The sequence below is a fragment of the Anaerostipes hadrus ATCC 29173 = JCM 17467 genome, assembly GCF_030296915.1.
Taxonomy (GTDB): Bacteria; Bacillota; Clostridia; order Lachnospirales; family Lachnospiraceae; genus Anaerostipes; species Anaerostipes hadrus.
Genome location: NZ_AP028031.1, coordinates 1,183,857 through 1,197,904, shown reverse-complemented (window position 1 = coordinate 1,197,904; position 14,048 = coordinate 1,183,857). Strand labels below are relative to the sequence as shown.

General features: G+C 37.0%; 20 protein-coding genes. 6 read left to right on the top strand and 14 right to left on the bottom strand.

Going from position 1 to position 14,048, the window contains the following annotated elements; all coding sequences use genetic code 11:
- The first annotated feature begins 7 nt into the window (after positions 1 to 7).
- The 5 genes from QUE18_RS05850 (at position 8) to QUE18_RS05835 (ending at position 3,560) form a co-directional block, all read left to right on the top strand.
- Complete coding sequence (locus tag QUE18_RS05850; protein WP_009203847.1) at positions 8 to 688, top strand: Ig-like domain-containing protein; 681 nt, start codon at positions 8 to 10, stop codon at positions 686 to 688.
- A gap of 166 nt (positions 689 to 854) precedes the next feature.
- Complete coding sequence (locus QUE18_RS05845) at positions 855 to 1,679, top strand: zinc ribbon domain-containing protein (RefSeq protein WP_009203846.1); 825 nt, start codon at positions 855 to 857, stop codon at positions 1,677 to 1,679.
- Positions 1,680 to 1,708: 29 nt separating this feature from the next.
- The gene (locus QUE18_RS13695) at positions 1,709 to 2,095 is read left to right on the top strand and encodes a tyrosine-type recombinase/integrase (RefSeq protein WP_009203845.1); all 387 of its coding nucleotides are present in this window, start codon (positions 1,709 to 1,711) and stop codon (positions 2,093 to 2,095) included.
- A gap of 92 nt (positions 2,096 to 2,187) precedes the next feature.
- Complete coding sequence (locus QUE18_RS13795; RefSeq protein WP_009203844.1) at positions 2,188 to 3,339, top strand: IS91 family transposase; 1,152 nt, start codon at positions 2,188 to 2,190, stop codon at positions 3,337 to 3,339.
- 47 nt (positions 3,340 to 3,386) lie between these two features.
- Positions 3,387 to 3,560: a hypothetical protein gene (locus tag QUE18_RS05835; protein ID WP_009203843.1), complete on the top strand. Its 174-nt coding sequence runs from the start codon at positions 3,387 to 3,389 to the stop codon at positions 3,558 to 3,560.
- A 397-nt stretch (positions 3,561 to 3,957) separates the two neighbouring features.
- On the opposite strand, the gene QUE18_RS05830 is transcribed toward QUE18_RS05835, so the two are convergent.
- From QUE18_RS05830 to QUE18_RS05790, 9 genes are all read right to left on the bottom strand, one after another.
- Positions 3,958 to 4,602, bottom strand: coding sequence for a hypothetical protein (locus QUE18_RS05830; protein ID WP_009203842.1), 645 nt, complete (start codon positions 4,600 to 4,602; stop codon positions 3,958 to 3,960).
- Positions 4,603 to 4,725: 123 nt separating this feature from the next.
- Positions 4,726 to 5,520 carry an N-acetylmuramoyl-L-alanine amidase gene (locus QUE18_RS05825; protein ID WP_009203841.1) on the bottom strand — a complete coding sequence of 265 codons (795 nt, stop codon included), beginning with the start codon at positions 5,518 to 5,520 and terminating at the stop codon, positions 4,726 to 4,728.
- A 4-nt stretch (positions 5,521 to 5,524) separates the two neighbouring features.
- The gene (locus tag QUE18_RS05820; protein WP_009203840.1) at positions 5,525 to 6,043 is read right to left on the bottom strand and encodes a hypothetical protein; all 519 of its coding nucleotides are present in this window, start codon (positions 6,041 to 6,043) and stop codon (positions 5,525 to 5,527) included.
- A 14-nt stretch (positions 6,044 to 6,057) separates the two neighbouring features.
- On the bottom strand, positions 6,058 to 6,369 hold the full coding sequence (locus QUE18_RS05815; RefSeq protein WP_009203839.1) for a hypothetical protein: 312 nt from the start codon (positions 6,367 to 6,369) through the stop codon (positions 6,058 to 6,060).
- A gap of 18 nt (positions 6,370 to 6,387) precedes the next feature.
- Positions 6,388 to 6,570: a hypothetical protein gene (locus QUE18_RS05810; protein WP_009203838.1), complete on the bottom strand. Its 183-nt coding sequence runs from the start codon at positions 6,568 to 6,570 to the stop codon at positions 6,388 to 6,390.
- Positions 6,567 to 6,848 carry a hypothetical protein gene (locus QUE18_RS05805; RefSeq protein ID WP_008393613.1) on the bottom strand — a complete coding sequence of 94 codons (282 nt, stop codon included), beginning with the start codon at positions 6,846 to 6,848 and terminating at the stop codon, positions 6,567 to 6,569. The genes QUE18_RS05810 and QUE18_RS05805 overlap by 4 nt, the downstream gene beginning before the upstream one ends.
- A 23-nt stretch (positions 6,849 to 6,871) precedes the next feature.
- Positions 6,872 to 7,123, bottom strand: a complete 252-nt coding sequence (locus tag QUE18_RS05800; RefSeq protein WP_008393611.1) for a PF13754 domain-containing protein — start codon at positions 7,121 to 7,123, stop codon at positions 6,872 to 6,874.
- Positions 7,124 to 7,133: 10 nt separating this feature from the next.
- Entirely contained in the window at positions 7,134 to 8,045 is a 912-nt protein-coding gene (locus QUE18_RS05795) for an Ig-like domain-containing protein (RefSeq protein WP_040344362.1), read from the bottom strand.
- A gap of 703 nt (positions 8,046 to 8,748) precedes the next feature.
- The gene (locus QUE18_RS05790; RefSeq protein ID WP_226796856.1) at positions 8,749 to 9,744 is read right to left on the bottom strand and encodes a tyrosine-type recombinase/integrase; all 996 of its coding nucleotides are present in this window, start codon (positions 9,742 to 9,744) and stop codon (positions 8,749 to 8,751) included.
- Positions 9,745 to 9,871: 127 nt separating this feature from the next.
- Between QUE18_RS05790 and QUE18_RS05785 the strand changes: the two genes are divergently transcribed.
- Entirely contained in the window at positions 9,872 to 10,114 is a 243-nt protein-coding gene (locus QUE18_RS05785) for a hypothetical protein (RefSeq protein WP_008393607.1), read from the top strand.
- On the opposite strand, the gene QUE18_RS05780 is transcribed toward QUE18_RS05785, so the two are convergent.
- Genes QUE18_RS05780 through QUE18_RS05760 form a run of 5 tightly spaced genes read right to left on the bottom strand, consistent with a single transcriptional unit; the run spans position 10,111 to position 14,041 of the window.
- Complete coding sequence (locus tag QUE18_RS05780) at positions 10,111 to 11,544, bottom strand: hypothetical protein (RefSeq protein ID WP_286259578.1); 1,434 nt, start codon at positions 11,542 to 11,544, stop codon at positions 10,111 to 10,113. The genes QUE18_RS05785 and QUE18_RS05780 overlap by 4 nt on opposite strands.
- Positions 11,545 to 11,548: 4 nt before the next feature.
- Positions 11,549 to 12,121 (bottom strand): putative phage tail protein, encoded by a 573-nt coding sequence (locus QUE18_RS05775; protein ID WP_009203409.1) that lies wholly within the window; start codon positions 12,119 to 12,121, stop codon positions 11,549 to 11,551.
- Positions 12,122 to 12,125: 4 nt separating this feature from the next.
- Complete coding sequence (locus tag QUE18_RS05770) at positions 12,126 to 13,277, bottom strand: baseplate J/gp47 family protein (protein WP_009203410.1); 1,152 nt, start codon at positions 13,275 to 13,277, stop codon at positions 12,126 to 12,128.
- Position 13,278: 1 nt separating this feature from the next.
- Complete coding sequence (locus QUE18_RS05765; RefSeq protein ID WP_015530913.1) at positions 13,279 to 13,776, bottom strand: DUF2634 domain-containing protein; 498 nt, start codon at positions 13,774 to 13,776, stop codon at positions 13,279 to 13,281.
- Positions 13,766 to 14,041 carry a hypothetical protein gene (locus QUE18_RS05760; RefSeq protein WP_009203412.1) on the bottom strand — a complete coding sequence of 92 codons (276 nt, stop codon included), beginning with the start codon at positions 14,039 to 14,041 and terminating at the stop codon, positions 13,766 to 13,768. The genes QUE18_RS05765 and QUE18_RS05760 overlap by 11 nt, the downstream gene beginning before the upstream one ends.
- Positions 14,042 to 14,048: the final 7 nt, after the last annotated feature.

Genomic DNA, 14,048 nt, shown 5'->3' with positions numbered 1-14,048 from the left:
AATGCGTATGAAAAAAAAGTTTTTATGCGTTGCATTGTCTGCAATGATGCTATTACCTGCTGTACCGATACACGCAAAACAGAATACAACAATAAATAAAACATTCATAACTTTACCAAAGAAAAATAGCTATACGCTAAAAATTAAAGGAACGAAAAAGAAAGTTAAATGGAGTTCTAGTAAAAAGAAAGTTGTAGCAGTTACAAAGTCTGGAAAGGTTATTGCTAAAAAATCTGGAACTGCTTATATTACTGCAAAAGTTAATGGTCAAACATTAAAATGTGAAGTATCTGTTCGTAGTCATAAATCAATAACTAATAAATTATGGGATGCTTATGACTGGCAGTGTGAAGATATTTGGAACAATGGATACTGTGATATATATCACTATATAGAAGATGGAACCGACTCTTGCGGAAACAAATTAAATATTGATAAAACCATTTCCGACTTAAATAAAAATTATAAAAAAAGAAATTCTTGGAATAAATTTGTTTATTCTGTACAAGGTAAACATTATTCTAAATTCAAAAAGACTTGGGAAAAGCTTGACGCTGAAACTGTTCGACTGAAGAATATCCTTGACAAAAACGGAACTCCTACTCCAAAAAGTAATTATTATTTTCCGTATCAAAAATATTCTAACTATATCTGGAAATTATTTGATAATGTAAGTAATTTACAATAAAAGAAAACCGCCCAGCTACCAACTGGACGGAATTTCAGAAATTATCAATCATGGGTGATTGATGTAATCTCTGCCTGAACACCAGAATTATATCATACATCCTGCAAAATTACAAATTGATAAGGGTGTATTTTTTGTACCCTTTTTTAGAAAGGAATGATGATATATGGCACTGATCAAATGTCCAGAATGTCAATTGCAGGTAAGTGATAAGGCAATAACTTGTCCTCACTGCGGTTATCCTCTAGATACAAAAGTTATTAAACAACAACAAAGAAAAACTAATAAACGAAAACGTCTTCCAAATGGATTTGGCACTATATCCGAATTAAAAAATCAAAATCTTAGAAAGCCTTTTCGTGCATTAGTCTGTGTTGGAAAAAATTTTTATGGAAAACCTATTTATAAATCATTGAAACCAGAAACATATTTCAAAACCTATAATGATGCTTACGCTGCATTACTTGAATATCATAAAAATCCGTATGATCTTGACTCTGATCTGACAGTCGAGCAATTATACGAAAAGTGGACTGATAAATATTTTGAATCCCTGTCAAGTCCTTCAAGTGAACGTACAATTAAATCTGCCTGGAACTACTGCTCTGCTGTTTATGATATGCGTGCAAAAGATTTACGTGCCCGACATATTAAAGGTTGTATGGAAGATGGAACGTATGTAGTCGATGGTAAAGAAAAACACGCATCTCCTACTACAAAGACAAAGATAAAATCTCTATTCAACTTAATGTTGGATTATGCGCTAGAGTATGAATTAGTAGACAAGAATTATGCAAGGACCTTTAATTTGTCTGATGATGTTATTAAAGATGTTAAAGAAGCGAAGAAGGACCATATTGATTTTACGGATGAAGAAATAAAAAAATTATGGGATCATTTGTATGATACTGATTATGTGGATGTGATTCTGATCCAATGCTACTCTGGATGGCGACCACAAGAATTGGGTCTAATTGAATTAAAAATGTAGATCTGGAAAATTGGTTTTTTATCGGCGGTATGAAGACTGACGCAGGTAAAGATCGCTTGGTTCCAATCCATCCACGGATTCGTGATCTAGTCAAGCATCGATACCAGGAAGCAATAAATCTTGGAAGTGATTATTTAATCAACTGCACTGATACAAAAACACACCGAAGTAGCTTAAAAATGACGTATGATAAATATAGACATCGATTCGAAAAGATTGTTAAGAAATTAGAGCTCAATCCAGATCACAGAGCTCATGATCCAAGGATTCAGTTTTCCACGATGGCAAAAAGAGATAAAGTAGATGAATATGCATTAAAATATATGATGGGTCACAAGATCAACGATATCACAGAAGCTACTTACACAAAACGAAAACCAGAGTGGCTAATGGCCGAGATCATGAAAATAAAATAAAATAAAAAAGTGTCTTCGACACTTCAACTCCCCTGCCCCTCATTCTTGAGGGGTGGGTTTCTTTTTTTGTCTTTTTCCTTCATAATAGAATCATGAATATCCTACAAGAGATCTTTACAGATCATTATGAAGAAATCAAATATACTCTTCATCCCAGACCTGCTGAGATGGAAAATATCGATAAGATGATCAACTGTGGTGATCCTTCTTATGGTGGTGCCATGTATGGCTGTATCCACTGCGGAAATCTCAAGTTTGTTCCTTTCCGTTGTCACAGCCGTTTCTGCCCTACCTGCGGTAATAAATATTCCATGGATCGCACTACCTCTATGTCCTTTAAGCTCGTTAATGTCAGACACCGTCATTGCGTTTTTACCATTGATGCGTCCCTCCGTGATTTTTTCCTGCAGGATCGCTCTCTCCTTAACTGTCTCTTTCATTCCGTCTCCAGTGTTGTCCTTCGCTTATTCTCTAAAATGAACAAACACAAAAACTTTACCCCTGGTTTTATCATGGTCCTGCATACTTTCGGCAGGGATCTTAAATGGAATCCTCATATCCATTGTCTCATCTCTGAAGGCGGTTACAGTGATGATGCTTTCTGGCGTAATGTCTCTCATTTCAACTATACTTTCCTTCGCAATGCTTTCCGTACTGCTCTCCTCAAGGAAATGTTGCTCCGCATCGGTCCTTCTTTTAAAAAAGTTTCTGCCCGTTGTTATCTGGAACATGAACACGGCTTCTATGTTTATGCCAAACCCAACCGTTGTGACCCTAAGACTGTTACCAAATATATTGGTCGGTATCTTGGTCGCCCTGTCATTGCCACTTCCAGGGTCGATTCTTATACCGGTGATCTTGTCTCTTTCCATTACAATCGTCACGAAGATGATCAATACGTTCAAGAAACCATTCCTGTCATGGATTTTATCAAACGCCTTATCCGGCACATCCCTGAAAAACATTTCAAGATGATCCGTTATGGCGGCCTTTATGCCAGACATCGTTCCATTGATAAAAAACTCCATCTCGCTATTTCGAAAGAAAAACGGCATACTTTCCGTTGTTTTAACCGGTGGCGTACTGCGATCCTTTCTTCTTTTGGCTATGATCCTCTGATCTGTCCTCATTGTAAACAACAGATGGTGATCCTGGAAATATATCATAACCATCGCCGCGTACCTCTTGAAGAATTATACGAGAAAGCAATGTCCCGCTCCCGTGGAAAGCGTTCTTCTGCATGACCACTTCTTTTTATGCTATAATCCTCATATAAAGGAGGAACCCTACCATGAAAAAGAATATCAAAGAGCTACGCGAAAAATATATTTCAAATCCCCCAGAAGGTATGACATCCGAGGACATTCGCCATATGAGCGAGGATGACCTGCTGGATATGGATTATTTTCTAAATGAAGATGTGTTTGGTGATGATTTTGGTGAAGAAGGTTTTTATATTTTCTAAAACCATGATCATCTGTTTGCTCTGCCCACTTTTATGTGGGCTATTTTTCTTTTGGAAAGGAGCCAAAGGCGAACTTTCCTATAAAGGAAGAAAAAAAGAGAGTCAAAATTAATTGGCTCTCTCTTCTTATTCACATTTTTGAGTGTAGAGATGTGGTATAGAGATAGTGTAGAGATAATATAGAGATTGTCTACATTTCACTACTTTTTACCACTTCTAACACCCTCAAAAAACCGCTTAAATACGTGGTTTCCTAGAATTTACCTGCTTTAGCAGCTTCTTCAATGTAAGCTTAAAAGCACGGGGTTATGCGGTTTATTGGGTGTGTTTATAGTAATAATGTAGAAATAGTTTAATTCCTACGTCATTTATTTCGGACTTTCAAGTTTGATTGAACTCATTCTAAAGATATTTTGACAACATCAAATTGTTCACTTATACTATCATCAATTTTTGACATAGTTTTTAATGTATTCTCTATTGCATCAAAAACATTACCACCATTTTCTGTATAAAATTTTTGATAATATTCTGCATATAAAGAACGGTATTTCATTTGTGATAAAACTATTGTTCCATCTTTATCAATTACAAGCTCTGTCGCTCTAGCACTCTCATCTGCTGGATATCCATAAGAAGTTGTATAAAATTTACCATCTTTGATTCCACATACTATTGCTCCAAACATTTTTTCAATTTCTAAATGTTTTGTGTCATCTTTTAAATATTCCTCTAAACACTCGAATTGATAATTTAACCAATCAGCTACAAAATCTTTGTAGTCTTTTATTTCATTTGCAACATCAGCATCTACCTTCTGATCATGAATCACATATTGAAATAAATTATTATATCCCAAACTGGATCCTACCATCCCAACAATAATATCATCCTTAATTCTATATACCTTTTGAGCATCATAAGAAACCGATTCTACCTCATAACTTTCATTTTCTTTATCAAAATTATTTATATGTGTTGTTTTTTTATCCCCGAACAAAAATAATTCTTTTCCTGATTTAACCATAATTACTACACTCATACCGCACCTCCAATGTTTAATGTTTTCTTTTATGCTAACATATTATTGTTGGATTATCTATAAAAATAATTATGTAATTTCTGGAAATAAAAAAAGACCAGAGGATTTCTCCCCTGGTTAATATTAAAATTTAAGGTATCTTGTAGCTGAATACCCTGTTACGCTCTTGTACTTAACTTTAGTCCAAGTGCTGCCTTTTTTAATTACTTCTGCTTTTGATCCTTTCGGAATCTTACCAATGATCTTAGATGATACGTTTGCACTCTGTCTGATCATAAGTGGATCAGATTTTGTAGCTACCTTAGCATATGTTGTTGCTTTGGTAACTTTCTTCACGACTGTTTTTACAGCTTCCTTAGCCTTGGTAGCTGTTCCCAGCTTTTTATTACAGATTCCCTCTGCGATCAGCTTAGCAATCTTATTTACGTCTTTACCGATCTTATAATCGGACTTGGAATCACAGAAAAAGCTCTCTGTCATGATCGTTGTTGCCTTTGTGCTATTCAACATATACAGGTTCGTTCTCTTCTGAACATCACGATCAGTAAATCCAGCGGATACGAGTTTCTTCTGTACTCTCTGTGCGTACTTCTTACCATTTTCAGAAACGTATAATACTTCTGTTCCGTGTGCTTTTCCGTTATAGCAATTCAAGTGACCTTCTACGACGAGATCATAGTTCTTTGCATTTAAGCGTGTCAGTTTCCATGATTTTTCCTGAGATGCAGCCGTAAATACTTTCTCTGGACAAATATACAGATCAACACTGTGTCCGTCGCTTTCAAGATATTCTTTTACCTTTTTCATCAGCTTTTTATTGTACTTATACTCGTTTACTCCACCGCAATCTTCTCCACTTGCTGATGTATATGATCCATTTTTAAGCAAACTGTGTCCTACTGTCAATGCGATTCTCATATGTCTACACCTCCTGTTCTGCTGCTGCCTGATTATCTTCTGTCTGTTCCTGTTCCTCTGGATCTTCTAAGTCAGTTTCAGGTAACGGAGTCTCTGCGTAATTTGTCCATGTTCCGTCATCTAACTCTGTCGTATGATTGATCTTATCTTCTCTGCTGACTTCCTCAACATCTTCTAAGTCGTATACTGAATTATTTAATTTACCATCATCGAGTAGATCTTTAATACCGTCAAACCACAGTTGCACAGCTTCTTTTAACATGCTCTCGCTTACAAATAATTGAATAGGTTTGGGCAAAAGTCCTCTGGCCATATGTATTACATAATCAAATTTCTGCTGTCCTTGCTTGGATGCACGGAAGGTTTTCTCTGCTTCTACAAACAGCTTGTATACATCCAGTCTGATCCCTTCCAGACCTTTTTTTGTGATATAGTCGATCAGTTTCTTAACTAAAAAAACAATGATCAACGCTGTGATCACTGCCAAGAATAACACTTTATTCTGTTCAAATAATTCTTTCATCTTATCTCTCCTTCTTATAGTCCAGCTTGTTTGAGTACGAATCCGATTACTGCCCCGACAACTGCTGTTAGGACATACATAGAAATGCTTCTCCATTTTTCGCCGTCTCGGTTTTCCAACTCTTCCAGTCGCTTATTCTGTTCTGTTTGGTTAACAAGCATATGTTCCATGTTGATCGCAAGTTTTTGAACTGACAATGTAAGGTCATTGATCTGTCTTACTGTCACTTCTAACGCTTCAATTCTTTTGTTTTGTCGGGTTTGCTCATGATCAACATCACTCGCAAATGCATTATGTTCATTTCTACTTATGTATTCATCATCCAAATATGTCTCCTTCCTCAGCTACACCGTTGCTGTCGTTGTTACTTGACTTGTTTCTAATTCGGAAGAAAATATGCAATAGAAGCAATTAACATCACTTTCGTTTGCTTCAAGTCCTACGCTGATCTTAACTTTTCCACCGGTCTGTACGGGGTTAGGAGACAGGCTTACAGACTTAATTTCAATGATTTCTGCTGCCATCATACCACCTTCACTTCTATATGCTCTATTAAGATTTCGTCTAATACTGCATATCTGATGTCAAGTGTATAGGTACCACGCTTTTGAGGAGAAATCAGTGCTTCTATATCATGTTCTTTAATATTACAAACTCCAGTGCTTTCTTCAGCTTTGTCTTTCATGTATATTAGCGAATACTCCGCACTTTCAATTGTAAATTTCTCATTTTTAATAGAATGTATAGTAATTACTGCTGTTCTGGATTCTCCCGGGTGCATTATGATCACTTTCTTTTTTTGCATGTTCTCCTCCTCTTTTTTTCTTCTTATTTCTCGTTGTGCAAGGTTGCATACAAATCAAAAGGCTTCAGTGAAACTCTTAATGCTTTCAGATCTACTGTAAGTATGTATGTAGAATAGCTACTTACATTCCCTGCCTCATCATATGCAGTTAATCCGATTACATACCTGCCGTTTAATGTGGCTGGTATAACGGACTTCCATAAATCTAAAGAGTCAGCGGATCTAGTTAAGATCACTGACTCTCCGTTTACATTCCCCTCTAGTCGAACTACCATAACAACTAACCTAGTCCGTTACTTCAACGGATATGATAAATGTTTTGCCAGCATCGACTGGGTTCGGTGTCAATGTAACACTCTTGATCACAGGTGCGGTTGTGTCTAACGTAACGGTACGTGTTATTGTCGTTGTCTTACCAGCACCATCGGTTACAACAACGGTAATTGTGTTTGTACCTACTGCAAGAGTAAGGGCCTTGCTGAAACTTCCATCGCTTCCAACTGTGACTGCTTCTGCTGCTAAAGAATTAAGTTTAACTGTTACCGTGACAGGACTGCTTGTTGCATCGTTGGTTTTACCTTTTACTGTGCAAGCAGTTTGATTTGTAATAAGTTTATCCGTTGGGCTGGACAATGTTAATACAGGTGGAACTGTATCTACCTTAAACGATGTTGAGCTTGTAGCTGCTGCGTTTCCGTCATAATCTCTTGCATCCAATTTGATTGTATGGCTTCCATCGGACAACGCTGTCGTTGGTGTATATGTACACTGGTATCCGCCTGTGATCGCAGTCTTAGTTATTGCATCGCCTGTTACCTTAGTACCACTGTCTAGCGTGATACCGATTGTTGATGGATTAACACCAGAATCGGTATCGGTTACCTTCCAAGTAATTACAGGCTTGTTGTTTGCCGAATATGATCCGGACGTTGGAGACACGATTGCAATAACTGGAGCGACCTTCTCTTTTACCTTTAATTGCAGTGATGATCCTAACGTACTGTCGGTTGCATCTTTTGTGATTGTGTTTCCTGCCTCATCGGTTGCCTTAACCGTTACTCCGTAATAATGTCCACTCTGATTGTATGAACTCTTCGACGGAGCTGTTACCGTAGCTTCATATTTGCCGGTTGAACTATTAAAAGTCAGTGTATATGTTTGACCGTTAATAGTCGCTTGTACTGTTTTTACTGACACTTTTTTCTCCTTTCTTGTTCTCAACAACACAACTAAATTCTGACTTAAAAGATGCACTTGTAACTCAATATGCCGAATTGAATGGTACTGGAAACAACTATTTTTATGTTGATCGTAAACAAGGTTATCGCTTGAGTTCTGCGATATTGCATGTATATGATACTGGTTATATACGTGTTGAAGCAATATCTCAGGAAGTTAACAATGAGAATTGTTATGTGTTATGGACAAATAATAGTTATCCACAAAACAAAAAAATTGGCTGTGATCTTGTATGGATCAAAGAAAACTTCCTATGGAATTAAAATATTTTAATTTGACTTATAGCATATAACTTCACAAGGACATCCTTGATATGCAGAAGGGATTTCTATCAAATATAATTCTTTTCCATACAATGCCATGCCTAATACGTTATAACGCCATTGATCATACTTTTTCACTCTTATAGCTACTGGCACCATGTTATCGGGCCAATTGGCATGAATGATACCTTCTGAGTTATTAGGTGTGGTCATATTGCCTAAAAACTGTATTATGCTTTTTGTATCAGAATTTAGCTGTGTTGTTGAGTTCTATTTATTGTTACCATAGCTGTTTAGCATGGCGATCTGTTTTTTATAATATTTTTTCGCATAAAAATAAAATCTCCTTCCCTTTTAAGCAGATTTAATAGTTTATATATTAGATTTGTTATTATTCTTTAAGCTGCATAACGAATATATTCATACTCTATCATTTGGTCTGATGCATCATAATAAGTTCCAGCTGTCATATTAATGTCGGCATGCCCCATTAATATCGCAACATTCTGCAATGGCATCCCTCTCATTATGAGGTTTGTGCATAATGTTCGTCTAAATTTGTGCGGATGTGCATACACATTGCACATTCTTCCAAGGTCTCTTACTACTCGTTCAATTCCATCCTTTTGCAATCGATCATAAGGGAATCTCTTAGATGTAAACAGAGCAACATTATTATCTTGCCTTGTTTCTAAGTATCTGTTGAGATAAATCATAGCGGTATCTGAAATGAATACCGTCCTCTCTTTATCTCCTTTCCCTACAATTCGTACTTTCTTTCTCAAAAAATCTACGTCGTTCAAACTTATATTACTTAGCTCCGACACACGACATCCTGTACATGCTAACATCTCTATCAACGCCCGATCACGAATATCCGTACATGCTATACGCATACGTTCCATTTCATCAGCTGTAAACGCATTCTTCTTTTTCTTTGTTACTTTGATTTTCTTAATTTTTCGAGTTGGATCTTTGTCAATGTACTCCTCATCAGCCAGCCAACTAAAAAACGAGGATATTGCTGATCGCTTATTGTTTAATGATAAATTCGATATGCATCTGCTTTGCTTATACGCATATAGAAATCCCCTAATATCGGTTGCATCTATGTCTTTTGCTTCTTTTGCAGTGAAATAATCTACAAACTGTGTTAGATGTAAATTATACTGTTCAATCGTTCTGTTGGATTTATTTTCTACAATCAGCGTCGCAAGGAACGTATCTTTTAGCTTCCTTAAACTGTCATTGTATTCCGTCAATTCCGTCGATTCTTTCTTAATCTGCACATCTCGGAACTCTTCTACCAGCACATTTTCAAGATAATCTAGCTCTTTTTTCTTGATTCTATTGCCCATTTTAATCAAAACATTGCTTATAATTCTGTCACGCATAATACATTCTCCTTTGTGTGTTATGTGTGCATTATACTCTTTTCCGCTGCGGAGGATTCGTAGACTTCCGCAGCTAAATTCTGAAAGAGCATTTTTATCAAAAGTATTTTCTGGAACAAGCAACAAAATGATTTACTGGCAAAGATGTCAGTCTGAAATTGCAAAAGCATTAGGCATGCAAATATCAGACATAAATAACGAAAAGTTATATATAGCAGCTTGCAACGGTGATTGGAATGCGTATCAAGGTCTGGTAACAGGTGCTGCTTTACAATGGGATAATACAAATTTAAATATAAACATAGGATTATCCAGTGATACAAACGGTGTTGTTAGGATTAATTTTATGATTTATCGTAAATTAAATTAATCTATATCATATACTATGGAGGTATATACACATGTTGAGTACACTGTAGGAAAATATATTGTTATATCACCATTTGTGTCAATTTTAACAGCACCAATATTATTAAAATTAACATCATCATCGGTATAGCAAGCCGATCCGCATTTTATTTTAGGTCTAAAACCTTCTGGAACAAAAAAACAAGTTGTAATCCCAACACTAGGAGAATTGCAATGGAAATATCCATTTATATATACTTTTCCATTATGTTTATAACTGTTTCCGGTGAATGCATATTTTGAATCTATGCTAGTAATTGTAAATTCTATTCTGTTATTTAAGTCAGAATTTAGCTGCGTAATAGCATCCTGTGCATTCGTCATGTCAGTCTGATTTGCTGGCGTAAATCCAAGGGCTGTCGTTACATTAGCATCTGTAATCTCGCTTCTGATCGTTGCACTTGATTTATTCTCCACATTTCCAAGACCAATCTGTGATTTCGTCACTCCGTGCGGATTTGTTTTATTTCCTGTATGGCGTGTTAAATTTGTATTTAAGACTTTCCCTTGTGCAGCACTAAGCGATTGATCTGTTGCATCCGACGTTAAATTATTCTGGATTCCTCTCCAAGTGTTTGTATCCTGTGTAGGCGGTGTATAACCAAGGGCTGTCGTTACATTACCTTTGGTTAATTCTCCACGGATTGTAGCACTGCTTTTATTCTCCACATTGCCTAATCCAACTTGGCTTTTAGTAACTCCGTGAGGATTACTTTTATTCGCAAGATGATTAATCAGAGTTGTAATTGCAAGTTTAATCTTTGCAAATGCAATAGATATTTTCTCGCCACTTGATAAAGTCACAAGAGTTGTTGTATCTGAATATGTCGGTGTCTGATCATTTGTCGCTACGTTCGGAACGTTCCCTAAGCCTACTTGCGACTTAGTAACACTATGAGGGTTGCTCTTGTTTCCTGTATGCGTATTTAACGCTGTCTGCATAGTTTCAAATGTAACGTACCCTTCTGGATCAACCGTTGCTGTCATTTTTACATCATTATTAAGCTTGATGTAAAAATTATGTACTAACGACCATGACGGCATAGCCGATTCTGCCGGAACTTCTTTCCCTGTTGTACTTTGAGAAATCGCAAACAACACTTCACTTCCGGTTGATCCTTTTGCATAAACTCCAAGCTGTGTCATGCTGTATCCGGCAGATAAACCAGCGTTTGAAAACAATACTCCTATCTTGATTGTTTCGTTTGTTTTTGTCACGCCCTGTACTGTTCCAGACTGCTTAATTGATGATACCGCCGTCTGACTTTTCAAAGCACTAACGTCAACTTTACCAGCACCAGACTTGATCGCTGTTACTGTTATTGTTCCTCCGCTTAAGGCATTCTTTAATAATTCAATACCTGCATTTGTAATTACTGTATTTTCCCACATGATTTTATACCTCACTAACGATCGAAGAAGAATATTCACAAGAGCCTGAAACAATCGCATAATTCAATGCCGTCTCTGATTCTATAACGTCTGAAACACGAATATCGCACAATAAATGTGCTGGTTTCAATTCGTCAATTCTTCTTACTACTTCATCATAATTATTTACTTCGCCATAAAGATTGACTTGAAATGTATTTTTTGCTGTATTTTCTATGAGCTTTGTTTCTACACCGCTCAAAGCTTCTATGATCTTTTCAAACCTTTTAGGATTCAAAGGCCTTTTTATCCTCATTTGCAAAATCTGTGTTCTTCTCTGCTCAATCGTCTGATCTGGAAGCGGCGTTATTCCGTATTCTTTTTCCCAAATAGGGAGCCCCCATGTAGCACGATCAACAAATATCTGATCAAATATATCTTTACATATTGTTTTTACGTCATCTATCTCAAGTCCGATCACTTGGAACAGCCAAAGTCCGATTCTTGATTTCCCATAAATCGGCGATACATAGTCAATCATTTGTTTTGCACTTTCACTCGTCAGGATTTGCTCCATAAGGTCTGTTTTATACCACATAGTATTATCCCTCCGTTATTGTTACTGTTCCTAAAACCGGCATTTGTCCAGATTCAAGGTCTACATTTTTTGACACTCCATTGATTTGTACACTGTCATAATCATAGATACCTGATACAGCTCCAAGGATACTGTTGATCGCTGATATTCTAACCGCACTATCATTCGATGAAACATTTAACAAATATGACTGAAGTGAAGCTTTCAAATCATTCTGCACATCGCCAATTTCTGCTTCTCTCAAATAAACCACAGCTGATATGTTAACTACTACTGTTTCAGGAGCCGTTATCTCTAATACAGCATTGGGCGGTGCTAAGCGATCTGATTCACTATCTGGACGCATAATATAATCATACACAGCATCTTGAATCTGCTTCGATGCTGGTACTCCGTTCTGATCCATTAAGATGATCTTGATTATTCCAGAGTCATCTTTTGCTGGTATCACAGTAACTGCACCAACACCGGGAACTGACAATGCCCATCGTTTATAGTCTGCCACATTCCCAACATAGGAAATGTCATGGCTTCGATCATACTCAACAATTCGTTCTCTTAAAGTATCATCGTCCTCTTCATCCAAACCGCCTGTAACAGCTTCCTCATTTGTAACAGAGATTATTTCATCGAGCAGTTCTCCTGTCTCATCTCCAGTATGTAATACGATCGTATTTACTCCAACATTGCTTGCAGATCCTCCTTCTGCTGCTTCAATTGTAATCTTTGCATTTCCAAGAGAATCGACCGTAACTTCCTCAGTCGTTACAAAATCTATCGTATTCCCTTCGTCATCTGCTTCTGTAGAAAAACCATATCCTAAAGGAATAACAAGACCAGCTTTTGCCGTAACAGTAACATATCCTGAAGCATTTACCGATTCCCTTCGTACAAGACCTCTTCCATCAGCATGGTAATCCAATATATAAGACTCTTCACAAGTCGCCGGCGAAAGACTTTTCAATACTTCCACAAGCACGTATTCTTTTAGCTCTGCTATTTCAATCGCTGTTGGACGTGTAAAATCCCAAGGAAAACCGCCCTCTGATTTATCAATATCTTCTGGAAGGTTACCAAGCATTTTTTCATGAATTTCTTCTTCACTCGAATTGTTCAAGAAATCTGGCAATTCTAGTTCTTCTGCTTCCAATGCCATATTAGACCACCCCACTTTCAAATTGTGTCTGTATTTCTATATCTCCATCAATGCCCTGCACCTGTACTGTTACAAGACAATCATCTGCTGCCCATTCAAAAGTAATATTTCCAACATACAGAGTCCTCTCTGACGGATCAGCCATTAACGCTTCTTCTATCTCCCTCTGCAAGATGCTTTCTGCTTCTTCTCTACTGTCAGCTTTTAATGCACTTTCATAGTCAATCCCTATATCCGTAGAATATCCCTCATGTGCATATCGTTGTGTCATTAATGTTTTCTGACACCACTGCATCCAAGCTTCAAATCCCGAGGCTTCTTTTAATTTTCCATCGTGATTTACGACAAAGTCTCCAGTATCAAAATCAAAAAAGATGCTGGGTTTATAACCTGCATCTTCCTCTTCTTCTGTATTTTCTTCCTCAGTTCCTTCGTTCTCTTCATCTTCAAAATATTCTTCTTCGTTTTCATATTCCTCTGGGAAAAGATTATCCGGCATCTTCTTCATCTCCTTCCACTTTACCGATTACAACGATTTCCTCTGCATCTGTCCAGATCAGTAATACTCGATCGCCATCACTTACTTTTGCATCAGATAACATCAAAAAATCGTCATCTGGTTCTGCACCTTCTGGATAAGAGTCAGGAAGAATCCCTCCGTCTTTCATAGTTCCAAGTTCTGCAACAACATCCGCTGCACTTTGGTTTCCTTTTGAAATCTGTTCGATCGCCCGGATAAAATTTTTTCTTCCATTTCTCTGCATAGAACTC